General features: G+C 50.4%; 27 protein-coding genes, 1 pseudogene and 1 riboswitch. Of the genes and pseudogenes, 23 read left to right on the top strand and 5 right to left on the bottom strand.

Going from position 1 to position 22,402, the window contains the following annotated elements; all coding sequences use genetic code 11:
* Positions 1-53: 53 nt before the first annotated feature.
* From AAIG39_RS08385 to AAIG39_RS08465, 17 genes are all read left to right on the top strand, one after another.
* Positions 54-677: a recombinase family protein gene (locus tag AAIG39_RS08385; RefSeq protein WP_343193608.1), complete on the top strand. Its 624-nt coding sequence runs from the start codon at positions 54-56 to the stop codon at positions 675-677.
* Between the two features lie 1,073 nt (positions 678-1,750).
* A complete protein-coding gene (locus AAIG39_RS08390) occupies positions 1,751-1,906 on the top strand; it encodes a hypothetical protein (RefSeq protein WP_343193609.1) in 156 nt (51 codons plus the stop codon).
* A gap of 154 nt (positions 1,907-2,060) precedes the next feature.
* Positions 2,061-3,953, top strand: a complete 1,893-nt coding sequence (locus AAIG39_RS08395) for a DEAD/DEAH box helicase (RefSeq protein WP_248224074.1) — start codon at positions 2,061-2,063, stop codon at positions 3,951-3,953.
* 44 nt (positions 3,954-3,997) lie between these two features.
* Positions 3,998-4,432, top strand: coding sequence for a hypothetical protein (locus tag AAIG39_RS08400; protein WP_110820368.1), 435 nt, complete (start codon positions 3,998-4,000; stop codon positions 4,430-4,432).
* Positions 4,429-4,638 (top strand): hypothetical protein, encoded by a 210-nt coding sequence (locus AAIG39_RS08405; protein WP_058687090.1) that lies wholly within the window; start codon positions 4,429-4,431, stop codon positions 4,636-4,638. Before AAIG39_RS08400 ends, AAIG39_RS08405 begins: the two co-directional genes overlap by 4 nt.
* The gene (locus AAIG39_RS08410; protein WP_110820369.1) at positions 4,638-4,826 is read left to right on the top strand and encodes a hypothetical protein; all 189 of its coding nucleotides are present in this window, start codon (positions 4,638-4,640) and stop codon (positions 4,824-4,826) included. Before AAIG39_RS08405 ends, AAIG39_RS08410 begins: the two co-directional genes overlap by 1 nt.
* The gene (locus AAIG39_RS08415) at positions 4,813-5,394 is read left to right on the top strand and encodes a hypothetical protein (protein ID WP_343193610.1); all 582 of its coding nucleotides are present in this window, start codon (positions 4,813-4,815) and stop codon (positions 5,392-5,394) included. Before AAIG39_RS08410 ends, AAIG39_RS08415 begins: the two co-directional genes overlap by 14 nt.
* Entirely contained in the window at positions 5,391-5,633 is a 243-nt protein-coding gene (locus tag AAIG39_RS08420; protein WP_236657737.1) for a hypothetical protein, read from the top strand. Before AAIG39_RS08415 ends, AAIG39_RS08420 begins: the two co-directional genes overlap by 4 nt.
* A 27-nt stretch (positions 5,634-5,660) precedes the next feature.
* On the top strand, positions 5,661-5,918 hold the full coding sequence (locus AAIG39_RS08425) for a hypothetical protein (RefSeq protein WP_343193611.1): 258 nt from the start codon (positions 5,661-5,663) through the stop codon (positions 5,916-5,918).
* A gap of 2 nt (positions 5,919-5,920) precedes the next feature.
* Positions 5,921-6,613, top strand: a complete 693-nt coding sequence (locus AAIG39_RS08430) for a hypothetical protein (RefSeq protein WP_343193612.1) — start codon at positions 5,921-5,923, stop codon at positions 6,611-6,613.
* A gap of 14 nt (positions 6,614-6,627) precedes the next feature.
* Positions 6,628-6,891 carry a hypothetical protein gene (locus AAIG39_RS08435; RefSeq protein WP_063930135.1) on the top strand — a complete coding sequence of 88 codons (264 nt, stop codon included), beginning with the start codon at positions 6,628-6,630 and terminating at the stop codon, positions 6,889-6,891.
* A gap of 150 nt (positions 6,892-7,041) precedes the next feature.
* A complete protein-coding gene (locus tag AAIG39_RS08440) occupies positions 7,042-7,578 on the top strand; it encodes a hypothetical protein (RefSeq protein WP_343193613.1) in 537 nt (178 codons plus the stop codon).
* A gap of 220 nt (positions 7,579-7,798) precedes the next feature.
* Complete coding sequence (locus AAIG39_RS08445; protein ID WP_343193614.1) at positions 7,799-8,794, top strand: capsid protein; 996 nt, start codon at positions 7,799-7,801, stop codon at positions 8,792-8,794.
* 16 nt (positions 8,795-8,810) lie between these two features.
* The gene (locus AAIG39_RS08450) at positions 8,811-9,338 is read left to right on the top strand and encodes an HNH endonuclease signature motif containing protein (RefSeq protein WP_343193615.1); all 528 of its coding nucleotides are present in this window, start codon (positions 8,811-8,813) and stop codon (positions 9,336-9,338) included.
* Positions 9,339-9,349: 11 nt separating this feature from the next.
* Positions 9,350-10,258 (top strand): HNH endonuclease signature motif containing protein, encoded by a 909-nt coding sequence (locus AAIG39_RS08455; RefSeq protein WP_343193616.1) that lies wholly within the window; start codon positions 9,350-9,352, stop codon positions 10,256-10,258.
* Positions 10,194-10,499, top strand: coding sequence for a hypothetical protein (locus AAIG39_RS08460; protein ID WP_343193617.1), 306 nt, complete (start codon positions 10,194-10,196; stop codon positions 10,497-10,499). The genes AAIG39_RS08455 and AAIG39_RS08460 overlap by 65 nt, the downstream gene beginning before the upstream one ends.
* Entirely contained in the window at positions 10,483-10,911 is a 429-nt protein-coding gene (locus AAIG39_RS08465; protein WP_343193679.1) for an endonuclease domain-containing protein, read from the top strand. Before AAIG39_RS08460 ends, AAIG39_RS08465 begins: the two co-directional genes overlap by 17 nt.
* Here the strand turns inward: AAIG39_RS08465 and AAIG39_RS08470 are convergent.
* Positions 10,895-12,139: a tyrosine-type recombinase/integrase gene (locus tag AAIG39_RS08470; protein ID WP_343193618.1), complete on the bottom strand. Its 1,245-nt coding sequence runs from the start codon at positions 12,137-12,139 to the stop codon at positions 10,895-10,897. The genes AAIG39_RS08465 and AAIG39_RS08470 overlap by 17 nt on opposite strands.
* Positions 12,140-12,444: 305 nt before the next feature.
* Between AAIG39_RS08470 and AAIG39_RS08475 the strand changes: the two genes are divergently transcribed.
* The 3 genes and pseudogenes from AAIG39_RS08475 to AAIG39_RS08485 all read left to right on the top strand — a co-directional run.
* A complete protein-coding gene (locus tag AAIG39_RS08475; RefSeq protein ID WP_343193619.1) occupies positions 12,445-12,675 on the top strand; it encodes an N-acetylmuramidase domain-containing protein in 231 nt (76 codons plus the stop codon).
* The gene (locus tag AAIG39_RS08480) at positions 12,672-13,283 is read left to right on the top strand and encodes a hypothetical protein (protein ID WP_343193620.1); all 612 of its coding nucleotides are present in this window, start codon (positions 12,672-12,674) and stop codon (positions 13,281-13,283) included. The genes AAIG39_RS08475 and AAIG39_RS08480 overlap by 4 nt, the downstream gene beginning before the upstream one ends.
* 82 nt (positions 13,284-13,365) lie before the next feature.
* A pseudogene (locus tag AAIG39_RS08485) lies at positions 13,366-13,791 on the top strand (IS3 family transposase); the annotation flags it as partial.
* Positions 13,792-13,962: 171 nt separating this feature from the next.
* Here the strand turns inward: AAIG39_RS08485 and AAIG39_RS08490 are convergent.
* The 3 genes from AAIG39_RS08490 to AAIG39_RS08500 form a co-directional block, all read right to left on the bottom strand.
* Positions 13,963-15,396: a hypothetical protein gene (locus AAIG39_RS08490; protein WP_343193621.1), complete on the bottom strand. Its 1,434-nt coding sequence runs from the start codon at positions 15,394-15,396 to the stop codon at positions 13,963-13,965.
* Between the two features lie 419 nt (positions 15,397-15,815).
* A complete protein-coding gene (locus tag AAIG39_RS08495; RefSeq protein WP_090083501.1) occupies positions 15,816-16,643 on the bottom strand; it encodes a phosphoenolpyruvate hydrolase family protein in 828 nt (275 codons plus the stop codon).
* A 16-nt stretch (positions 16,644-16,659) separates the two neighbouring features.
* Positions 16,660-17,877 carry a Tm-1-like ATP-binding domain-containing protein gene (locus tag AAIG39_RS08500; RefSeq protein ID WP_343193622.1) on the bottom strand — a complete coding sequence of 406 codons (1,218 nt, stop codon included), beginning with the start codon at positions 17,875-17,877 and terminating at the stop codon, positions 16,660-16,662.
* Between the two features lie 304 nt (positions 17,878-18,181).
* On the opposite strand from AAIG39_RS08500, the gene AAIG39_RS08505 reads away from it, so the two are divergent.
* Entirely contained in the window at positions 18,182-18,823 is a 642-nt protein-coding gene (locus AAIG39_RS08505; RefSeq protein ID WP_343193680.1) for a TetR/AcrR family transcriptional regulator, read from the top strand.
* Between the two features lie 416 nt (positions 18,824-19,239).
* A complete protein-coding gene (locus AAIG39_RS08510) occupies positions 19,240-20,784 on the top strand; it encodes a methyl-accepting chemotaxis protein (protein ID WP_343193623.1) in 1,545 nt (514 codons plus the stop codon).
* Positions 20,785-20,977: 193 nt separating this feature from the next.
* Here AAIG39_RS08510 and mntP read toward each other — a convergent pair whose 3' ends face one another.
* Positions 20,978-21,550, bottom strand: a complete 573-nt coding sequence (mntP, locus tag AAIG39_RS08515) for a manganese efflux pump MntP (RefSeq protein WP_343193624.1) — start codon at positions 21,548-21,550, stop codon at positions 20,978-20,980.
* Between the two features lie 294 nt (positions 21,551-21,844).
* Positions 21,845-21,915, top strand: a riboswitch (Fluoride riboswitch).
* Between the two features lie 86 nt (positions 21,916-22,001).
* Between mntP and crcB the strand changes: the two genes are divergently transcribed.
* The gene (gene crcB, locus AAIG39_RS08520) at positions 22,002-22,376 is read left to right on the top strand and encodes a fluoride efflux transporter CrcB (RefSeq protein ID WP_249573309.1); all 375 of its coding nucleotides are present in this window, start codon (positions 22,002-22,004) and stop codon (positions 22,374-22,376) included.
* The last annotated feature ends 26 nt before the right edge of the window (positions 22,377-22,402 follow it).

The raw sequence follows: 22,402 nt of genomic DNA on the forward strand, positions 1-22,402 counted from the left end.
GATCTCCTTCATGTCGTAATGTGATACATCGTTGAGACTTGGAGGGGAAAGTCATGATTAACGTTCGTCTGTACGCGAGGGCATCCACCGCTGAACAGCACGCCGACCGTGCCGTGCCTGCGCTGGAGTCTTTCGCTAATGAGCGCGGCTGGGCTATTGCTGCGCGATACATCGAGAACGCCAGCGGTGCGCGGCTGGAGCGTCCTGAACTGATGCGCCTGCTGGGTGAGGCGGAGGCTGGCGACGTTCTGCTTATCGAAAGCATAGACAGGCTAAGCCGCCTGACACAAAAGGAATGGGCGACACTGAAACAGAGGATTCAGGATAAAGGGCTGGTGATCGTTGCCGTTGACCTGCCGACTTCGTGGCAGTTGCTGAACGAAACCGCGTCAGAGTTAACCAGCGGCATTCTGAGAGCCGTTAATGCAATGCTGATCGATATCCTCGCTACAATGGCTCGCGTGGACTACGAGACGCGACTGATGCGCCAGCGGCAGGGCATTGAACGAGCCAAAGCTGAGGGGCTTTATCGTGGGAGTCAGAAGGATGCCGCCGCTCGCGAGACCGTCAGGGAAATGCTGGCGCAGGGTGTGAAACCGGAGCGCATCATGAAAGCTGCCGGGATAAGCCGGGCAACGTTCTACCGCATTAAGCGTGAGCTGGCTGTCAGCGTCTGAGGGTTGATGCTGTGAAATGTCACGAGGTGATCTGTGAGCCTCTCTGCGAGGATGTGAGCCGTTGGGTGTGGGTTACGCTGCCCTAAGTGATTTATTAACTCAGAGATCGTTACGCTGCGTCTGGTGCCGTGCCATTGCTGCCGGGCGGGGTTATTGGGTGGTGGGGTCGGGCTGACCTACAACCAAATGAGGTGTCAGCACTGGCCGTTACTGGGCTGTGGGTGATGGATGACCTACAGCTTTTGTATTGATATCAGATGGTTATGTTATGCGTAATCTCGTAATGGTATGATTTATAATGTATTTTCGTTTTACTTGCAGCTCTCGATGTGAAGAGGTGGCGGGGCTTTAGCCGTGCCAGACGATGAGCATCGAGATCAGATTGTGAAAGTGATTTATCACTGAACAATTCCCGGTTGGGGGCGGGGAAGGGGTACATAGGTATCTGTTACCACACCTAAGATTACAACTGGTTGTATTTAAATATAATTATTGAATAAATGAGTGATCACTCAGGTAACAATTACGTATGTCTCCCTTATCCGGTATCATCTCTCAGATGGTAAATGCTGCGCCTCAGTGGCTCCGCTTTCCCTAAAGCCGGAGACAGGGCTTCGCCCCTTCTCCAGACCTCTTCCCCTGCTGCGCTTCTAGCTGTGCGCCAGCCCGCTCCATCGCCTTTGGCTCATTCCCGGTCTTCGCCCGCTGTGATGCTCGGCCACTCTACGCAACCGTGCTTGCCGTGGCAGGCAACGCGGCGGGGATAGAGTAGTGAGTTAATTATCAAATACCTTAATTGTGATTATTTATATTTAAATACAATAAGTTAAATTATGAAGTCTTACTCAATACCATTGGTAATTATAACCGTCTGTATTTATTAATAATTATAAGGGTCACTACTAAAGATAGACGGTAACGCAAATCACCAACTTTTCCGTCCCTTATTGCCCTACTGATTAGCATTCTGATAACGCAGATGGATCGCTGGCTACAAGGCGGTATGCCTTTAAAAGTGTATATTGAGGCAAGACACACCCCGAATAACATCACTGACAATGAAGGCAATTACTATGGCAAGCGGTACTCACAATGCTGCTCCCAGCCGCACTACATTCCACGGTGCCAGTAATCCTACCGAAAACCTCACTCCACGCCTGACGCCACAAGGGCTGTCCGGGATTTGCAGGCATGAAAGTAACCACGCTGGAGAACAGTACGCCGAATAGCGTTGCTGACGCTGCCAGCTACATAAAAGCAACTACAGAAGAGAGACGGTACTACGCCGTTGCTTTGCGGCTGCGGCTGCGGCTGCGGCTGCTGCCACCAATACCCCCTTTTATATCGACCTAAATTTACCTTAATTTCTTGGAGATCTTTAATATGCCAACAACATTAAACCGCCTGCTTTCGCTGGCTGCTGATGCTGATTTAATGAAGGATGCTGACCTAACACCCAACGAACTATTGTCTCGCAGGCTTGTTCACGCCAAGTTAAAGAAAGTTGATGGTGGTGTTTTACGCGCCGCTTATGATGAGCGTTCCGGGGAATTTCTCTATCACGGTGACGGGCGATTGATGCTTTTTAAAGAGTGGAAAGCGCTCAACGGGATTGGTCGCAGTAAGCGAGCGGATGCTGATACTCGTCTGGTTATCCAGCCCGGAGACGCGATTCACTGCCGACGCGCTGAGATTGAGCAATGGCTTTCCGATGCGCCAGCCCGGTACGCTGACCCGCTGCCGCCAGACTTCCCCGGCGTTCGTGTCGATGACGCTGCACTTAAACCGCGCGAACACTGCATTCCAGAATCGACAACCGGGCAGAACGCTTTCCTTAAAGCCTGTCGCGAGTTCCTGATTTGTGATGAGAAGACCATGCGCCGTATCAATCGCGGCATGTGCAAGCTGGAAGCGATGCGCCGCGATGACTTCACCAGACTGGGAGACAGCCCGGAGTTTCGCCAACTATGGTGTGGAGAGGCTAGGTCTGTTGATGACAATTTCAATAAGCTGAATTTGCATTGTGATGCTGGCGGTTCATCTCTGCTGCCGTCTGTCCCGCCACTGACAACTGAGCCATACGAATTTAAAGCGCTGACACAGTGCGACCGCTATGCAACCTCTGCTTTACTGCCGCCGCTTGATTCTGATGGTTCGATAAAACTTGACTGGCGACCGGGGCAGATGGACGTGGCCGAAGCTGTTTTCCGTCATGGTCGGGATGTGCTTGCTGTTCTTCCGACCGGGTTTGGTAAAACGGCGGTGTTTACTTACCCGTTGTTTTATGAATCGCGTGCGGGCGTTGGTCTGACTGTGGTTGTCGTTCCAACGAATACGCTCAAGCGCCAGCTTCTCCAGAACCTGCGCGACATTGACGTTCACGCCGTGGCCTTTGGCGATAAGCTGCCGAAGCGCCGCAACGCGCAGCAACTGGCCGGAATTGCTGCTGGCGCTTTCCGTGTCGCTGTCATTTCTCCCGAACATCTCGTTCCATCAAGCCAAGTGTTTGCTGCACTGATGGCTTACGGCGTGGACAGAATCATCATTGATGAAGTCCACACGGTGGACGATTGGGAATTTCGGGACGCCCTCCCTGCAATGAAGCACACGCTGCAAAATGCTTTCCCTAAAGCACAGCGGTGCGCGTTTACCGCGACCCTGCCAAAAGGGGATGAGGCTAACCTGATGAAAGAGTTGGGTTGTCGTGGCGGGTTCCTCACCTTTCGGGCTGACGTTTCAAGAGAGAACATTCAGTTGATTCCTGTCCGGCAATGCGCAATTCAGCGCCGGGCTGCTGTTGGTCTGGTTAATGCTCTGCCGAAGGATGAGAAAGTTTTGATTATGGTGGACAGCATAAAGATGCTGTACGCCTATCTCGCCGAACTGGGAGGCCGCGCCCGGCCTTATCATTCTGACGTTGAGCGACTGAGCCGCGACCAGCGGCACGCAAACGCTGAGTGGTTCGCCTCAACGCCGGGCGCTGTTCTGGTGGCGACCAAAGCCTTTGGTCTCGGTGCAGATATCCCGGATATTCGTAACGTCATTGTGACTTACGTCCCCGACGACCTCGCCGACATGGTGCAGATGATCGGGCGTGCGGGTCGCGATGGCGAGCCAGCCCGCGCTTTCCTGCTCTGGTCTGAGCTGGCGTTATACGGCGACCCGATTGTTTACGACGCCGACTCTGCCCCGCTGCCGTCCGGTGTGCCTGATGAGCTGGCTTACTTCTACCGCCCTGAAAACTGCAACTGGGGCTATATCTCCCGCTATCTCTGAGCGGTTTAGCTCGCCTATTTAAGTTCCTTTCTGGAGAAATCCTTATGCCTGATGAAACCGCGCTGCATCGCGCGGGGCGTTCTGACGCCCTGATTAATGCACAACTGGCCTATGCCTTGAACGGATATACCTTTGACGGACTGGCCTCCCGTCACGTCCACGCCCTTAACCGGGAAGCTGTCATACGCAAAGCCAGCACGCCACTGATGCGCTTTTGTGTCACCAATGGCTGCGAAGTGTGGGAGGTGCTGGCGTCAGTCCTGAACAGGATGAAGCGCCGGGACGGTTCCCGCCTGTGGCCGACTTGGCGGCTGGCAAATGAAGTTTTCAATGGACGATTGCACCGGGAGCACAAGACTAATGAAGAAGTCTTGGCCGCAGTGCAACGTCGCTTATTCCTTCCCAAGACTGTTCACCGTGAAGCTGTTCAACATTTGCGTGCGCTCGGCCTGTTGCCTCTAGCTGGAGATGACCAATGAAAACTGATGCTGAGTTTCAACGCGATACATGGACGCTCAAGTGCTTATTGCAGGACGCCCTAATCCGTCGCCTGAAAGACGATGCATCCGGCGAGTCCCGTATGGTGGCTGCTGAATTGTCGAGTACGGTTAACTTCCTTAAGACCAATGCCGCCGAATCACCCGACGCGACATTCAATAACGTTTTTCCGGAGGATGATGACTAATGCAGCCGCACCAGTTTCGGCAATGGTTCGCCTCGTTGCCTGATAAATATCAGAAGCAAGCCAAAGCTCTGTACGACGACGCCCGGCGTGGCGGCGGTGTCCACACTGCATCCAGTCTCGACCTCATCCGCACACTAATTGAAGACCAAATTTCATTTGATGGAGCTTATACATATGACGACCACTAATAAGACCCCGCTGACGCTGGCCGAAATCCAACGCATTAACACACTCGCCAAACGCGAGCTGATGAACCTGAGTGAGATTGTTGCTGCAACCGGACTCGACCCGGTGGATGTGGACTTAGTAATCAAAGGCCAGTACGTGGACGACCTCGCCGACCAGTGGAAGGATGACGCCGACATTACGCTAGCCGAATATGAAACCATCCGCCGCCGCTACAAACCCGGCAAAGGGCACTGGGACACTGAATATGCAATCGCCCGCGATATGTTAATTCGTCCGGCCACTGTGTTAGCTATCGCGCATTCCCGCTTCCAGAACGCCCATACGCACCCGGCACCAAAACCAGTCAAAGCGAAGCCGGAGAAAATGAAAGCAGTGCGTCGCCTGTTCAGTGCCGACCTTGACGAAATCCACAAGTTAGAGCGCTTTGGCTGGCCTGCTGCCGAGATTGCCGAAAAGCTGGGCGTGCCTGTAGAAGCCATCGCCCATGCGCAGCGCTGCCTGCGTAATCGCTGGTCTTATCCCGACATTCTGGAATCCGTTAATTCCAAATACGGTAAGGCCGCATGATGGACGAGAACGACACCCACGAAATCATTAACCCGGCGTTTGACCCTGCCCGGTATGCGAATCTGGACGAACAACGAGAAGGTTATGCCCCCATGCAGTCGCGTGACTGGGGCATCCTGACGCAGAACCTGACTGGCGAACCTGCACCTGAACAGCCAGCCGCCACCCGTGGACGCCGCCAGCGTCCGCGTGGCTCAGTGGGTGAACGCCGCTGGCTTCGCAGTCGCGGCCTGCTGTGACCCACGAAATTTAATGAGGAATTTACCATGAATATTTTAGATAGCGCTGCTAAGACGATTGTCCTCATCCAGCCGCGCACCGCCACTGAGGGTGGCGTGCAATTGAAGTTCATCGCCGCGACGCTTGATATGAGACAAATCGATATCGCCCGCGCGTATCAGGTGGACAGACAGGATGTTAACAAAATGATTCACGGCATGAAGCGAATCCCGGAACGCTGCGTTCCTGTACACATGCTGCTGGAATTGGCGCAGAAATCCATTCTCGTTAAAGAGGTTGCTTAACTATGGCTGACAATCAGAACCCGTATTTATCAGACGCTGGTCAATCTCCAGCCCAGCAATCACCGTACACCGCTCCACCTGTTGGCGCGGACAATGGAGCATCCCGCTTTAGCTCCGCGCCTGCTGATGCTGGTTTCCTGAAAACGCAACCCGTTAACGGCAACGATGGCGGACAGTGGAACAATGGCAATATCGCGAACCAACAAGACCAGAACGCCGATGTAACTATTCAGGTTGGGGATACCATTCCCCTTATGGATGGGACGACTGTCGAGTACACCGCCGAGATGCAAAGCCTGATTGGTCAATTCCATCAGTCAGTTGAAAGCCAGTTAGGGCAGGGTAGCTTTGACGCCATGCTGCAATACGCTGGCACTCTCGACGCTGGGACGCAATCCACCCTTGAACGTATGGTTATGTCTGGCGACCCTGCGCAGATGCAGCGGGCGGTTCAGTACCTGCAAGAGCGTATGGCCGCTGGCTCTGCCACTGGTTATGTCCCGTCGCAGGGGAACACATATGGTCAGCCCGCAGCGCAACCTGTCGGAATGTCACACGCTGAATTCATCGCGGCGTACGATGCGCTGAATCAATGGGCTGCACAGACTGGCCGGGGTGCTGGCACGCGAGAATACGACCAGCAGTATCATGCGCTGGTTGCTCAACGCAGCGCCGGGAAGCGTGCCGGGCGCTAACTGGAGAATTCCATATGTACGATGAGAATAGAATCCGAGTCCTGACCGAGGTAGAGAAACAATCTCACTCGGTCGATAGCATTCTTTCCATTCTGCTTGATAAATACCCCAGCACCAGCCCCGACCATCTGACGCGTGTCGCTGAATGCCTCGTTACTTTTGGCTGGGGTGTTGCTGAATACGATGCGTACCGCGCCGGGACGCTTGGCGAAGAGAAGCGCCAGACGATGGTCGCTTGGTTTACTGAGCGGAATTCCGCGCAACGCTGGGCTGCCTGATTCCGATGCCAGCGCCTGACGGTGCATTGTGGGCTGCAAGTCCGACTGGACACCTGACCCTGCGAATTTACTACTTACTGTCCACTAACCCCTGAGAACCGCACCACATGCGGCTTCCGAAAGCCTGTTTTTAATCATCTGAGGTTCATTATGAGTATCCAGAATTTCCACGCTGTCGAGCGTGTCGTTGACGTGCGTCCTGAATACGCCTTGCCGCTGGGCGCTCGCTCTCGTTCGCGCTCCCGCCGCGCTGCTGCAACACCTGATGTACTGAATCCTGCGTACATCCGGGATGTGCTTTCTAATCCTGATGCGTACCGCCCCGAAATTGTAGAGTGGGTGCGTGCCGATGCTGTGACTCGTGGCGAGAAAGTTACCCATGCTTTTAATCCAGACGAAGCGGTTTATATCGTTGCCCGGTCTGCCACGTCTGATACTCGCACCTCTGGCGTTAGCCGTGGCCTGTCCCCGGAGTTGCCGCCGAAGATGGCCGAGCGTATGCGCGAACGTGAACGGCACGAGAGGAACCGAGCCAGACCCCGCAAGGCAATCACTGAGGCTGTACGCGCAGACATTATTGATCGCTCTGCAAAAGGCCAGTCGAATCGCTACATTGCCGAGAAGGTTGGCGTATCCAAATCATCTGTAAATACGGTGCTGAACATGGCGCGTATGAGTGTTCATTAATGTAGGATATGCGTTTGCACTGTTTGCTGTCCACTAATCGCTGAGAGCCGCGCCAGCTCTGGCCTCGCAAAGCCAGTTTCGGGTACTCCGAGACTAAATATCGATAGTTCGTTTTAACCCTTATTTCCCATCGCTTTGAATCCTGCCTCGGCGGGAGGAATCCGCACGTCTGTGCCTTGACGATGGCGCGGGCTTAATCAACCTATGTAGGAGTTTTGTTATGGCTGATACTTCATACAGTCCCGATCTGTTTCGCCCACATTATGGCGGGGTGGAATCCGACAATGATATTCACATCGAGGCTTATGACCGGGACGTTCAGACCCGCCTTGAGTCAAAGAGCGTGTTTCTCGCCGAGGGGCTGAGCACATACAAGCCGCTGAAAGCTAGCAACCAATATCGTGTTGATCGCCTGAGTGGTGATCTTGAGGTGAAGGGCAGAACCGCAGGGCAATCGCTGGAGCCTACCGCCGTTAAGTCGGACAAGCTGATTATCTCTGTGGATACGCTGAGTTATATCCGCATCCCGATTGACTATCAGGACGACTGGACAGCGCCCACCTATCGTGCAGAGCTGAGCCGCAACATGGGGACAGCCCATGCGAAGTTCTACGACGAAGCGCACACCATCCAGCTAATTAAAGCGACTGACTTTGTACCACCGCCGACACTGCAACCAACGTTTAACCCGCTTACAGATAACGTTGTCCCGCTCAATCTGACCACGGGCAGTGAAGAGGACGCGGCAAATGAGCTGGTTCACGCTATTAAAGCGGCTGCTAATCGCTTCCTCACTGAGAAAGATATTCCGGTGGCCGAGCTGGTACTGCTTATCGACCCGGCTTGGTTCAGCATCCTGATGGAACATAAGAAGCTGATGAACGTCCGTTACAGCCGGGATAGTGGCAACGATTACGCATGGCGTCGTGTTGGCTATGTCGCTGGGGTGCGAGTTATCGAGCTGAATAGTTACCCGCAGGAAGCCATTACCGGGCATGAACTGGGCGCTGATTATGACGTTACCGCAGAGGAAGCGCTGACGAGGGCGACGCTGTTTAAACCTTCCTCGGTACTGTTGACGGTCGAAGCGCAGAGCGTCATCAATCGCCAGTGGGATGATGAACGCGAAATGACGATGGTGATGGACTCATATCGCCTGTTCAATGTTGGGCTGCGCCGCCCGGACTGCGTTATCAATTTCCGACAAGCTGCATAACTGGAGGGGCTGAGTCATGGTTAATGATGCTTACGCCCCGGAGCTGTTGCGCTCCCTGTTTCGGTATGATGAAGAGACTGGTCGCCTGTTTCATGCAGTGGACAGGACAGGAGCCAATAAGCGGATTTATGCTAAGGCTGGAAATCTGGCTGACACAGCGAGGGACAGCGCCGGGTATCGGCGCGTGTCTGTTCGGGGCGATGGCAAATGCCACATGCTTTATGCACACCGTGTCGCTTTCATCATTGCAAATGGCGGTATCCCTGCCGGGATGCAGATTGACCATATCAACGCTGTGCGCGATGACAATCGACTGATTAACCTTCGCATCGTTACACCGCAGGAGAATCAGCACAATTACCGCAAAGCTAAAGGCTACAGTCGCCACGCTCGTTCTGGAAAGTGGGAAGCATACATCCGAGTCGATGGTGTTCGTCATCACCTTGGCTTATTCGCTACCGAAGCGGCGGCTCGTGCTGCGTACCTGAAAGCTAAAGCCAGATACCACCCATCAACGCCAGCCGATTTATTGCAGGCTGCCTAACGGGGAACACGATGAAGCCTTATGAGAATCCATCCCTGTTGCGGGAACTTTTCACCTATGACGCCGACACTGGCCGATTGACACACGCCGAAGGCAAACGGCGTGACCGCGCCGGGGAGCTGGCCGATACGTTCATTGCGCCCGATGGCAGCCGCAGGGTATCCGTCAGGGTTAATGGGAGGCGTAACGCCGTGTCTGCGCATCGGGCAGCGTGGGCGATTGCTCATGGTGAAATCCCCAGCGGGGCACAGGTGCTGCACATCAACGGCGATAAGGCTGATAACCGACTGGTCAACCTTAAGCTGGTGACAGCCGAAGAGCGCGAGGATGCGAAAGTGCGGAAGCCGAGCCGGAAGGGGAAGCGCCGCGCTGCGCCTGCCCCTGTCGTGGAGGCTCCTGCCGATGAGTCAGATTCTGTTGAAGATGATGACCCGGTGCCGGAACTCCCACCACCTGTTAAGCCGCTAGCCGAAGATGACCCGCGCCGCCAGCGTTACGCCGAACTGCTGGCCGAAGCTAGCCGTGTTTCACTGCCACGGCTGCGACCGGGCAATGGTGATGAACTCATGTCCCAGATTGGGACTGTGCTTGGTGTGACCGTGCCTGAACACCCAACGGCGCACGCTGCCGTATGGCACGGAATTTTAACTGAGCAAGGATTGGGCGAACTGCTGGAGGGGAACAGCAAGCAGGTGCTGACCATCTTCTTCCTGCTGTGCTGGAAAGCTGAACACGAACGATGTGCAGAAATGCGCCGGGAAGAGAACGCCGCCGCCCTTATGGTGCAAACGCTTAAGCGGTTCCGTGAAGCCCACTCCCGTGAAGCCCACTCCACCAATAACGGAGATAAAAACCATGACAACGATTCGCCTGCAATGGCGGTACATCGAGCCGCCGCCGAGGACGGGGCTACTGCTTGACCTTAAGCAATGGGTGCTGGATGCCGCTGTGCCTGAGCTTGAGGCTGAATTTCGTAACCTGCTGGGGTATCAGCGCCGCAGGGGTATCAGTGACGAACAAGTTAACGCGATGGCCGCCGAGCTTTATGCTCTGGTACGGCAACGCCAGCGGGAAGAGTACGAAGCCTGCAAACGTGCCGATAATGGCGGCGAGGATTTAGAGCGCTGGTTGCATGGAGAAATATATAATGGCAACGCTTGACCAGAAAATGCGCAAGGCACTGCGCGGTTATCTTGAGCGCCTCGGCAATATGTCGCTGGCTGACCGGGTAAAGTACGCCGATGCTTTTGATGATGTGTATAACATCGTTTTGAATTCCCCCGGAAGGCTGGAACTGCGCCGCGCGGATGTGGCCGCCGTTCGTGTCTTTCTGTGGAATTATCAGTACCGACGCTGTGCCATGACCGGGAAACCGTTGCGGCTGGAGTCTGCTGTGCTTGACCACTGCCACCGCACCGGGCGCGTGCGGGCTGTGACGCACCGCGCTGCAAACTCGGCGGAGGGTGGGTATCGTGTCGGGCGCATGGCGAGGCTGCCGAAAGCGGCGGCGGATGCGCTGATTCGTGCGTACCGCCGCCAGTACCGGGGACTGACTGTTACGTATCCTGAGTGATGCCCGGCGTAATGGCCTCAATTTCTGGATAGCTGACCAGCTCCACGTAATTCGATAGCTCTTTCATTTCCGCCCCTTGGCTGTATGTTTTGAACGCCTCCGTCTTTGCCTTCTTCTCTGTGTGTCCGGTAATGGCTCCTATGCGCTGTTCTGGTACGCCAGCCCTATCTAAGCAGGTGATAAAGTGACCACGCAGGGAGTGGAAGCATTGACGGTCTGTTGCCGCTGGCAACACGCGACGGCGTAGCCGTGTGAATGTCTGCGAGTACCACGGGCCACGCTTACCATCGGCGCGTTTAATTTTGTTGGATTGGGGAAGCAGGTACTCCCCGCTGTTTTGCGCGAGGTATTTATCAACAATGCCAAATAACAGCGAGTGAATAGGGACGTGCCTTATGCCCGCTTTTGTTTTGGATTTGCTGACGTAGAAGCATCTAACGCCGCCGATGGTAACAACCTCATCCCGTTTAATGCTGGCTATTTCATCAAGACGCATCCCGGAATACAGCCCGATTATTATTACGTCTCGTATCTCGCTACCTGCCTTTTTTGTTAATGCCTGTAGCTGGTGAGATTCAAATGGCTGGTAACTTTCGATGGTGCGGCGGGCTTCCAGATTATGGCCGTGGAATGGGTTGCTGTCCGGTATCTGGTCATAACGCCTTTTGGCGAATTCATAGAGACTGCCTAATGAGGTTAACCAGTTTTGCACGGTTTGCGGGGCTGCGCCGTCTTGATGCTGTGCGTCGCCGAACTCTGTAACGAGCCGACGCCCGATTTTATCTAAAGCGATATCTGTTTTCTTGATGGTGTGGAGAAACACTTCTACGGCTCTGGCCGCTTTGCTCAATGTGGAGAACGCCCGGCGCTCACTGTACACCGTCATGTACTCGTCACGGATAACGGACAGCTTAGGGGCTGCTGTTAAAATAGGTGTAGTTTCAGGGGATTTCTGGCTGGCCTGTTTTAACGAGATTTGCAGGGAGCTAAGCGCGTTCTGAATGCGGATATCTTCACGTTCTGGATTTAATAAAGTCTTGATGTTATTGAACTCAATCAGCATGTGATTGCGGAAATGTCGAGCTTTTACAATGTCTCTGGTTCCCGTGGATATACGCCATGCCCGTTTGTTGCCGAACAGATGGCGCATGTACTTAGGTACAAAGATTTGGAATATCCATAAGCCGTTATTGCTTTGAAAAAGATACTGATTGTGCTTGATAGACATGACTATTTAACCTATAAAGTCACGCTATCAGGTACAGCCGTTTGTACAATGTTGGGATGGGTAAGCAAGTTTCCGACTTGTTTTCAACGAGGGTTCGATTCCCTTCGCCCGCTCCATAAGTTGCATTTTCAGCTTTATTCCATCGCCATTATACCTTGAATCTCTCTGCATTATGGCGCGTTTTGCCGTTTACTGATTTCGGTATGTTTCCATTGTTATACCGTTAAGCCTTGTAAACAAAAAACTTTTCTCGACAACTACAGCATTGTTAACATTTTTTATTAACACAATACCCAGGCAGGCTAATGATAGCCCCGTCTTTTTTCTTTTTTGGTTCTTTTTTGAAAGATATGAAATCAAATGCAGGTAAACAGTTAAGTGCCTTTCTACATTTGTGTAATAAGAATAGCGCATTGTTATCGGCAATGATGAATAAAGATTTTTATAATATGGCATTCAACTATAACGGAAGTGATTTCGGCGATTACGATATTAAAATCCGTAGAACATATAATGGACTGGAGAAGAAACAGTGATAAACAATCGAGTAATACGAACGACCTTAGCTTTTCCACTATTAATGGTAGCCGTTTCTTCTCATGCCAGCAGCCTCCATTCGGGAGTGTATGAAGGTTTAATGTTAGCTATATCACCTGCCGGGCATATTACCGGTTATTATGCAGAATCTGCTGAGGGTGGCGTGAAACGCACCTGTTCATTTTCTTTATCAGGGCAGGTTTCCGCACAGGAAACGAATTCAATTACCTCATGGTCCACATCAGTATTACCAGGTCAAATTAGCGTCAGCACGGACGGCATAAAACTGACGATCCCAGACGGCCAAACGCATGCCGGGTGTATGAACGTACTAATGCCTGAAATTAATACGGGCCTTGAACTGGAAAAAACACAAGAGACGCACTGGCAAACGTTGGCACAGGCGAATGCTGAGCGTGTTTATCTGAGCTCAACTGCAGATGTCGGTACCCGACGTAAGGCATGGATTGTTAAGGATGATGTAGTGGGGGTTTTACAGACGCAAGCGGGCTGGACGCAAATTGAGTTTATTAGTGGAACAGGAAAAACGATTCGCGGCTGGGTTAACAGTAAGGAGATTCAGCCTCTTACACCTCCCGCTTCCTGACGTTGATATTACCCGTCGTTTATTCTGGCAAGTTTGCTACCGCTGATGCGTTCAACAAAGTTAGTTCAGTGTAGCGAGATGTCTGGCCGTGGTTGTTGACCTGTTCTCGCGAAAAGTTATCGGCTGGTCGATGCAACCCCGGAGACAAAAGATATTTTCCTCAACGCACTATTGATGGCTGTATGGCGGTGTAATCCCCAAAAACAGGTGCTGGTTTACTCGAATCAGGGCAGTCAGAAGTGGCAGTCGTTCATGAAATCACTCGGCCTGGAGGGCAGTATTAGTTGTCGTGGGAACTGTCACGACAACGCAGTTGCAGAAAGCTTTTTCAAGCCGCTGAAGCGTGAGCGGATAAAAGAAAAAGATCTACGGAACGCGGGAAGAAGCCTGCAGCGATATTTTTGATTACATCGAAATGATTTATGACAGTAAGCGTCGCCATGGTTCTGGCGATCAGATGTCACCAGCAGAATATGAAAACCAGTATTATCAAGGATTCGGAAGTGTCTTGATTTTCCGTGGCGATGCATCTTTTCGCAGAGCGCTGCTGAAAAGAGAGATGATGGCAAATCCTGACCTCCGCCCCGACGGAAGATCGCCAGGGCAGAGGCCGCAGAGCTGCTTTCCTGGCGTTAAATCATAAAGAAAAGCACTCTTTTTGGTGTTTAATTTTCGTATGTTAAATATCGAACCCTAATTCCTTAACAAGGTTACAGAGTTTTTTTGCACCATTAAAATTTAAATGGTCCGAATCATAAAAATCTTCTGGAGTAAATGCTTTATGTGTGGACAAGTCCGTCATGAAAACATTATTGTCATTAACAATGCTTTTAATATACGTCAGCGTTTCATTTTTAAGGGTTTTATCGAAGTTTTCAACGTAAAACTGAGTGAACGGCATAACTATAAAATGAAAGTTTGAATTTGTTTCATCAATTAATGATAGTAAAGAGGAAAGGATTTTTTTATTATTTTCAAAGCTATGTTTTCTTTGGCAATTTTTTGCCAGTGCTTTTACGCGCTTAAGGATATCAACGGATGAATATGAAAAGTCGGTAGAATTATTTCTTGCATTAATAAAATCGACTGATTCCTGCACGATCGCTTCATCAAGCAGTAAACTATTTAATCTTGATAACTCTTCATCATTAAAATAATGAGGGTGGTTTTTTTTACAGATCTGCTGAACCAGTAAATCCAGAGGCCCCAGGAGAGAGTGATTGTCTGTTTCACTTTTCGGTTTTTCAACTTTGCTTCTGAAATTATATTCAATATTATGGCTTTTGCAGAAATAGCGAGACACTGGAAATGTTGTTGCTTCGCCCATTGAAAACTCGAAAAAAACATCATAAAGGCCAATGCATATAATAAAGTTTCTTGTGCTTGTTATTTCGGTTATTTTTTTAATCAGACTATATGATAAAGTAAAATCACCAGAAAATAATGACAGGTTTACTGAGTTTTCTAAGAGTTCCTGAGGGAACCCCTGGTATGCATATGATGAACCTAATATTACACTCTTAATATCTGGTTCATTGATGAGCTTTTCATAACGGGAGTTGAGAAGCGGGATATAGCCAATATCTGTATGAAAACGGCTTGTGTTCTTTTCCGGGAATTGAAGCGCCGTCAGTATATCAGGAAATTGTATGTTGTTCTTTTTGAGGAAGTTAAATCCGAAGTAATCGGTGACAAGTATTGGGACCAGTGTCTCGTTATCCAGATCCAGGCGTATGTCTTCTGGATCTGTTTCCAGATTAACATTAAATGAAGTGATCCTTTCCATATTGAATGGAAGGAAAAGAGCGTTGCGTTGATATGAATCCCAGTCCTCACCAACAAATATGACGTGAAACGATTGTGTTGAAAGATAATATATAAAAAAAGAATTTAGATGTGATATTAATTCTTCAACATCCTCTGGTGTAACGTTTTTTTCAGCACAATAAATAAGTTTATTGATAAAAGATGTGGTGCTCTCATCATCATGTAAAAGGCTACTATTTGTAATAAATAAATCTTTCAATTCATCAATGACAGAATCACTTTCAATCCAACTGAGTTTTTGTGCTAGCAAATGAATGTTTTTAAGGAAAAGAGTTGTGTTATTCATTATTTTACCTGGTAGCCAATGAAAATAATCAAATTATAACGAGCACACGTGTTTTACTTGATTGTGAAGTATACAGGAGGCGATCGGATATGGAAATATTGAAGGATTAACCATAGTCGCTCTGGAAAGCCAAAACTTTTATATAATAAGCGTGCTATTTAAGCAAATGAGTCACACCACGGACTGAAATGCAATTACGGTTGTTCGTTGCAATGACATGGCAACGGGCAATTACGGGGCCGGATGCGGATAAACTTCGCGACCTGAAGGTGGCAAGTCTGCTGTCCTGGTGCGTAAAAAACGGTCAGTTGAAAGTAGCATGATGTCGGGCCATGAAAATAACAGGCAATAAAAAACCGGGGTGCATATACAAACCCCGGTAAAAGGTGGATCGATTATCAGGCTACACCTGCTCCTGATCAGTTTCTTATTGCTTTAAATTGCCTTGTGGTCTCAGTTAATGCTATTTCGGTTGGCAGGCGCTCCATAGAGCTTGCGCCATAGAAGCCGTTACATTCCGGGCAGTTCTCTAAAATGAATTTTGCATCTTCTGGCGTCGCAATGGGGCCACCATGGCACAGGACGATAACATCCGGACGCACTGCTTTTGCCGCTTTCGCCCAATCGTTAATTAATGGTACGCAGTCTTTCAGAGTGAGAGCAGTTTCCGCGCCGATATTCCCGCCGGTGGTTAACCCCATATGTGGCACGATAATATCTGCACCGGCTTCGGTCATCGCAATGGCATCTTCGCGGCTGAAGACATAAGGCGTCGTGAAGAGGCCTTTTTCATGCGCCAGACGAATCATATCCACTTCTAACGCATATCCCATTCCGGTCTCTTCGAGGTTAGCCCTGAAATTACCGTCGATCAGCCCCACGGTCGGGAAGTTCTGTACGCCAGCAAAGCCAATCGCTTTAATATCATCCAGAAACTTATCAAACTGGCAGAAAGGATCAGTGCCGTTCACGCCCGCCAGGACAGGCGTTTTTTTGGTAACCGGCAGCACTTCTTTTGCCATATCCATAACGATTTCATTGGCATTGCCGTAGGCCAGCAGCCCGGCTAATGAACCACGACCTGCCATGCGATAACGACCTGAGTTATAAATGACAATCAGATCAATACCACCGGCTTCTTCGCATTTTGCCGACAAACCTGTGCCCGCTCCGCCGCCGATGATGGGTTCCCCCCGGGCAATCATCTGATGAAATTTTTGCAATAATCCTTCACGCGTATGTTTCATGGCTTTAATTCCATCTTTAGTGAATTAATTCTTTGTGTAAATTTATAAGTAGCTGATTAAATTCGGCAGAATTGATGTGATGTGGGCTGACGATCAGTTTACGATGCGGCGTTTCGATAAATGCAGCCTTAAACGCATCGAGAAAAGCCTGATCTGCTTCTGGATCCCAGAAATCCCCGCCAATGTTGTCCAGGGCAGAAAAACCGCCCATGGGGATAGCAAATCTGACTTCTCCCTCACATCGATTTAAACGCTCGGCAATCCACGTCCCCATTTTGCCGTTTTCCTCTGGTGTTGTGCGCATCAATGTTACTTGTGGGTTGTGCTGATAAAGCCGACGACCCCGATAGTGCTCGGGTACCGAAGGCCGGGACCCAAAATTAACCATATCAAGTGCCCCGCAAGAGCCGATATACGGGATTTTAGTGCGGGCGATCGCGCCGAAGCGGTCATCACTACAGGCCAGAACGCCGCCAAACAGGTAGTCGCATACTTCGGTCGTGCTGATATCCAGTACGCTGTGTAATAAGTGGCTATCTGCCAGTTTTTCCATTGCCTTACCTCCGCTACCGGTGGCATGGAAAACCAGACAGTCATAATCGTTTTCTAATTTTTGTGTTAATTGCTGCACGCAGGGTGTCGTGACACCGAACATAGTGAGGCCAATAGCGGGTTTATCTGTGACGGCTTCGCTGTCGTTCTGACAGAACACTACTGCACCGGCAATCTGGTTAGCTGCGCTTTTTAAAACTTTGCGGGAAATTCGGTTTAAGCCTGAAATATTGGTGACAGAGTTCATTATGGCGATATCGCTGGCACCGATATAACCGGATACGTCTCCGGATGCCATCGTTGACACCATCAGTTTGGGAATGCCAATCGGCAGGGCCTGCATGGCTGGCGTAATTAATGCGGTATTGCCAGATCCCCCTAATCCGATAATGCCCAGCACATCTTCACGACTTTTTAAGAATAACTCAAAGGCGAGAGACATCGCGGTGATAGCTTTTCCCCTGTCACCACAAAAGACAGCACTTTCTCCCTCAGGATGAAAGCGGGCCACGGTTGTTGCTGTAATATCCGCACCCCTTGCGGAACTATCAGCGACTGTCGTCAGGTCAACGATGAGCGCATCGGCGCCTGTTTTTTTAATTAGCGACTTAACGTAAAAAGCTTCCGTGCTTTTCGTGTCAAGAGTTGTTACGACGTATATGTAGCCATTGTCTTTGCTCACGTGTTCTCCTTAACTAAACTCACTTTTGTAACGAGTATTTCAAAGTCGGAAGAGTGAAATGCATTTTTGGCAACGATTGAGACTGCCGTCTCAAAAAATGTAGCAGCGATTGAGACGGTCGTCTCAAAAAAGCTAGCATAAATGAGACGGTTGTCTCAATTATTTTTTAATGTTAAAATTAACCATATGTTTTTTAAGGTAATTAATTTCCTGGTCGTTTATAAATTTGCATTTGCGCCACCTGGATGGGCGAGTGTTGATTTGCTATGTTTGTGTTACAACGGGTGTGGTTGGGAAAGTCTGGATGTATGGAGAGAAAGCTTTGGTGCCATCTGTAACGCGCAAGAAAACGTATGATTTATTGATGAATAAGGCGTTAGTTTTGTTTGAGCAGGGGGAGATCCCCTCCATTTCAAGGTTAGCCACGGAAGCGGGTGTTTCACGGGCGACGGCTTATCGTTATTTCCCCACTCAAAGCGATCTTATTGCTGCTGCCGTTGGTGCAAGTCTGGAAACTATTCGGGAATGGAAACCCAAAAGCGAAGATAAAGTCGGTGAGCGTATCGCCGAATTATTCGATTTCGCATTCCCGGAAATGTTCCGCCATGAAGGTGCTCTGCGCGCCGCGCTGCTTGTTTCGTTGCAGCAGTGGGCGCTTGAGCGCCACTCCCCGGATAAAATGGAAAAAAAGCTGGTCCGTGGTAATCGTAAAGCGACACTTGCTCGAGTGATGGAGCCGGTCAAGGAAAAATATTCGCCCGAGATGTATCGCAAGGTCATTGCTGCCTTTTCGTTATTGTACGGGTCAGAAGTCTTTCTGGTGATGAAAGATATCTGGGGTATGGACAATCAGCAGGTCATCGATAACGTACAATGGATGGCTAAAGCCATTATAAATCAAGCAAATAGCGAATCCCTTGAGGAGGGGCGTCCCGGGCAAAAATAGCTTGCTTTGCCGCCTGCCTTATAAGTAAGGGGCGTAGCCCCGCTTACTTAACCAAAATAACTCATCATTAATTGAAGTGTACTTAAAATACAATTCAGCGCCTCTGAAATATCCTTTTTAAATAGCATTAATAATTTACTTTAAGGCTAAATTTTTATTTTCTTTACGTCTGGTAAACGGCATTCACTGACGAAGAGAATGATAAGCAAGCTTAGTTTTTTTAAAGTGGAAATAATTGTCGTAGATTATAGAAGTGGCATTTTATGGTGATAAAATCTGTTTGTGAGCTATGCTGAGATAAACGGTTTTTTTATTTCAATAGCATAATTTCATTGCGTTTATCTTGTTTCTTCCAACATAACGACAGACCTTTAATATAAATTAAACTCTCTTAAGCTTTATGGGGAATACATTCTATGCGTGAGAATCACCCTGTAACACAGCAAGAACGCGTTTTTGATAATGATGCGACGTTAATGTCTACAACCGATCCTGAGAGTTATATTAATTACGCTAATGATGCCTTTATTCAGGTGTCTGGTTTTTCGCTCAGTGAACTTGAGGGGCAACCGCATAATCTGGTTCGTCATCCTGATATGCCGCCGCACGCATTCGCAGATATGTGGTTTACCCTTAAGCAGGGAGAGCCGTGGAGCGGCCTGGTAAAAAACCGTTGCAAAGATGGCGATCATTACTGGGTTCGCGCTAACGCAATCCCGATCATCCGCAAAGGTGATGTGAAAGGATATATGTCGGTACGCACTAAGCCTGATGATGACGAAGTCGCCAGGGCTGAATCGCTGTATCAGCAATTTCGTGAGGGGAGTGCAAACGGCAAACGCCTTTTTAAGGGGTTGATCATTCGTAAAGGGTTTATGCGCTGGCGTTCATGGTTTGTCACTATGCCATTACGCTGGCGGCTACGATCGGCATTAATAACGACCTTTTTGTTGAGTTTACTCGTTGGCGCGCTGTGCCAGTTGACGCCCGGGCAGATGGGAATATTTTCGGGGGCAATGGCAATACTGCTTTTTGCGTTGATGGCATGGCTGGAAATGCAAATTGTGCGTCCCGTCGAGCGTTTGTGTCATCAGGCCCTGCAGGTGGCAACGGGAGAGACGCAGCAGGTGGAACAACCTACACGCATAGATGAAGTCGGCGTCACCCTGCGGGCAATCGGCCAGCTCGGCCTGATGTTCCGATGGCTGATCAATGATGTCAGTAGCCAGGCTGTGACCGTACTGAATGCCGCAGATGCCTTATGTAAAGGAAACGATAGTCTGAGCCGTCAGACGGATCAGGCGGCAGCGAATGTGCAGCAAACAGCGGCAACAATGAATGAGCTGGCGGCCACCGTCAAAAGCAATACCCTTACCGCCGCCGAAGCCAGTGCTTTATCACAAGGAGCGCGTGAAGCGGCTGAGCAGGGCGGTAAAGTGATGAGCGGCATGATAGAGATGATGGGCAATATTGGTTCCAGCTCCGATCAAATCGCCAGTATTACCAGCATTATTGACAGCATTGCCTTCCAGACCAACATTCTCGCACTGAATGCCGCTGTAGAAGCTGCACGAGCGGGCGAGCAGGGGAAAGGTTTTGCCGTGGTGGCTGGTGAAGTTCGTACCCTTGCCCAGCGTAGCGCCAGCGCAGCCAGCGAAATAAAAGCGCTGATAGAGTCCAGCGTGGCGCAGGTTCGCTCCGGCAGTCAGTTGGCCGACGATGCCGGGAAAGCAATGCAGGAGATTGTCGGTAAGGTTAAACATGTCACCCAGTTGATAGAACATATTAGCCAGGCGACGGCTGAACAGGCGTCGGCAATAAGCCAAATGAGTCTGGCGGTAGAAGAGCTCGATAAACTCACCCATCAAAATGCCGACCGTGTTCAGGAAGGCGCGGAAGCGTCAGGTCGGTTGAATAATCAGGTCACTCGTCTGGCAGAAGCCATCTCCGTATTCCGCTAATTACCGCAATCCAGCCCCGCCAGGTAAGGCAGGGCCTTTAAACGCACGGTCAAAACCGGCATTTATCTGTCGGACTCAGCGTAACGAACGGGCCGCTGAGCGTTCTGTTATGATGAGTGATAGCGCTCTGTGCACTTAAGACCGGCGTGTCCGTTGAGGTATGTGTCTCGCTGAACTGACGAGGAAATAAAGATCAGGCAAAGACTGCCAGGTGTTCCAGCAGAATAGAGCAGCCGATACCGATCAGCACCACGCCACCCATCACTTCGGCCCATTTGCCAATCACTGCCCCCAGGAAGCGACCTAACAACATTCCCGTCGTGGCCATAAAGGTGGTCGCAAGGCCGATCAGCAGGGCGGTGGTGATAATATTCACATCCAGAAATGCGAGGCCCACACCAACCGCCATGGCATCCAGGCTGGTGGCGATAGCGGTGGTGACCAGCAACCAGAAGCCGTGCCGCCTGGGCGCATTCACCGGTTCCAGCCCCTCTTTTTTCATCCCCTCAAATACCATACGTATTCCGAGTAGCATCAGTAGGGTAAAGGCAATCCAGTGATCCCAGCGCATAACGTACTGACTGGCGGCCAGGCCAATCCCCCAGCCAATCACCGGGGTGGTGGCTTCGACCATGCCAAAGATGATGCCAGTGCGCAGCGCTTCTTTCAGCGGCGGACGATAAAGAGCCGCCCCTTTACCGATCGATGCCGCGAAGGCATCCATAGACATCCCAAATGCCAGAATGAGAAGTGCATAGAAGCTCATGTGTGTACCTTTCAATACCCGCCTGTGGGTAAACGGGTTAAATGAATCAAACAGCAGTGAGTGTCATGCTGCCATGTAAATGGGGTGAATGCAAAAATATCTTTTAAATCAATAATATATAGTATTTGCTATGTTTTATTGCACTGGCTATGTTTGATTTTATCGTTGCATAATGAAGGTGTTGCGTTGCGCTGATGTCATGACAGCTCGTTGTATCGTGCCGCTGCGTTTATGTGGATGTATTTTGACAATGAATGTTCCATTCTTGCCTCCCGGCAAAAAAAGTTGAACAATGTCCGGCAAGGTGATGGCGTTCCACCTTTCCTTGACCGCTTCCCTGAGAAGCTGATGACGCCTGGTATGACTCTTTTAATGGAGGCATGTCGGGCGCTTATCTTTTTTCCTCCTGCATGCCTCTGCCACCCTTATCGTTATTGTTGCTGAGGAAAACATGCTGAAATCTTTCATTGCCGTCGTTGTCGGTGGCTCGGCAGGATGTGTAATCCGCTGGCTGCTCTCTGTGCGCCTGAATGTACTCTTCCCGAATCTGCCGCCTGGTACGCTCATGGTGAATCTGATCGGCGGGTTTATTATTGGCGGAGCGCTGGCGTTCTTCACACGGCAGCCGCATCTGGATCCTGCCTGGCGATTACTGATTACAACCGGGCTGTGCGGGGGAATGACCACGTTCTCGACGTTTTCGCTGGAAATTTTTTCGCAGCTACAGGTGGGCAATTATCTCTGGGCCATCACGTCGGTGATAGTGCATGTATTTGGCTCATTGCTGATGACCGCACTGGGTTTCCTGGTCATCAACATGCTGTAAAAAAGCCCGCAGGTTTGCGCCTGCGG

The organism is Phytobacter palmae (assembly GCF_039409775.1).
Lineage (GTDB): Bacteria > Pseudomonadota > Gammaproteobacteria > Enterobacterales > Enterobacteriaceae > Phytobacter > Phytobacter palmae.

Excerpts from the sequence above, each read along its gene's own strand:
- AAIG39_RS08385 (WP_343193608.1), top strand. The coding sequence starts at position 54 with ATGATTAACGTTCGTCTGTACGCGAGGGCATCCACCGCTGAACAGCAC.
- AAIG39_RS08390 (WP_343193609.1), top strand. The coding sequence starts at position 1,751 with ATGGCAAGCGGTACTCACAATGCTGCTCCCAGCCGCACTACATTCCAC.
- AAIG39_RS08395 (WP_248224074.1), top strand. The coding sequence starts at position 2,061 with ATGCCAACAACATTAAACCGCCTGCTTTCGCTGGCTGCTGATGCTGAT.
- AAIG39_RS08400 (WP_110820368.1), top strand. The coding sequence starts at position 3,998 with ATGCCTGATGAAACCGCGCTGCATCGCGCGGGGCGTTCTGACGCCCTG.
- AAIG39_RS08405 (WP_058687090.1), top strand. The coding sequence starts at position 4,429 with ATGAAAACTGATGCTGAGTTTCAACGCGATACATGGACGCTCAAGTGC.
- AAIG39_RS08410 (WP_110820369.1), top strand. The coding sequence starts at position 4,638 with ATGCAGCCGCACCAGTTTCGGCAATGGTTCGCCTCGTTGCCTGATAAA.
- AAIG39_RS08415 (WP_343193610.1), top strand. The coding sequence starts at position 4,813 with ATGACGACCACTAATAAGACCCCGCTGACGCTGGCCGAAATCCAACGC.
- AAIG39_RS08420 (WP_236657737.1), top strand. The coding sequence starts at position 5,391 with ATGATGGACGAGAACGACACCCACGAAATCATTAACCCGGCGTTTGAC.
- AAIG39_RS08425 (WP_343193611.1), top strand. The coding sequence starts at position 5,661 with ATGAATATTTTAGATAGCGCTGCTAAGACGATTGTCCTCATCCAGCCG.
- AAIG39_RS08430 (WP_343193612.1), top strand. The coding sequence starts at position 5,921 with ATGGCTGACAATCAGAACCCGTATTTATCAGACGCTGGTCAATCTCCA.
- AAIG39_RS08435 (WP_063930135.1), top strand. The coding sequence starts at position 6,628 with ATGTACGATGAGAATAGAATCCGAGTCCTGACCGAGGTAGAGAAACAA.
- AAIG39_RS08440 (WP_343193613.1), top strand. The coding sequence starts at position 7,042 with ATGAGTATCCAGAATTTCCACGCTGTCGAGCGTGTCGTTGACGTGCGT.
- AAIG39_RS08445 (WP_343193614.1), top strand. The coding sequence starts at position 7,799 with ATGGCTGATACTTCATACAGTCCCGATCTGTTTCGCCCACATTATGGC.
- AAIG39_RS08450 (WP_343193615.1), top strand. The coding sequence starts at position 8,811 with ATGGTTAATGATGCTTACGCCCCGGAGCTGTTGCGCTCCCTGTTTCGG.
- AAIG39_RS08455 (WP_343193616.1), top strand. The coding sequence starts at position 9,350 with ATGAAGCCTTATGAGAATCCATCCCTGTTGCGGGAACTTTTCACCTAT.
- AAIG39_RS08460 (WP_343193617.1), top strand. The coding sequence starts at position 10,194 with ATGACAACGATTCGCCTGCAATGGCGGTACATCGAGCCGCCGCCGAGG.
- AAIG39_RS08470 (WP_343193618.1), bottom strand. The coding sequence starts at position 12,139 with ATGTCTATCAAGCACAATCAGTATCTTTTTCAAAGCAATAACGGCTTA.
- AAIG39_RS08475 (WP_343193619.1), top strand. The coding sequence starts at position 12,445 with ATGATAGCCCCGTCTTTTTTCTTTTTTGGTTCTTTTTTGAAAGATATG.
- AAIG39_RS08490 (WP_343193621.1), bottom strand. The coding sequence starts at position 15,396 with ATGAATAACACAACTCTTTTCCTTAAAAACATTCATTTGCTAGCACAA.
- AAIG39_RS08495 (WP_090083501.1), bottom strand. The coding sequence starts at position 16,643 with ATGAAACATACGCGTGAAGGATTATTGCAAAAATTTCATCAGATGATT.
- AAIG39_RS08505 (WP_343193680.1), top strand. The coding sequence starts at position 18,182 with ATGTATGGAGAGAAAGCTTTGGTGCCATCTGTAACGCGCAAGAAAACG.
- AAIG39_RS08510 (WP_343193623.1), top strand. The coding sequence starts at position 19,240 with ATGCGTGAGAATCACCCTGTAACACAGCAAGAACGCGTTTTTGATAAT.
- mntP (WP_343193624.1), bottom strand. The coding sequence starts at position 21,550 with ATGAGCTTCTATGCACTTCTCATTCTGGCATTTGGGATGTCTATGGAT.
- crcB (WP_249573309.1), top strand. The coding sequence starts at position 22,002 with ATGCTGAAATCTTTCATTGCCGTCGTTGTCGGTGGCTCGGCAGGATGT.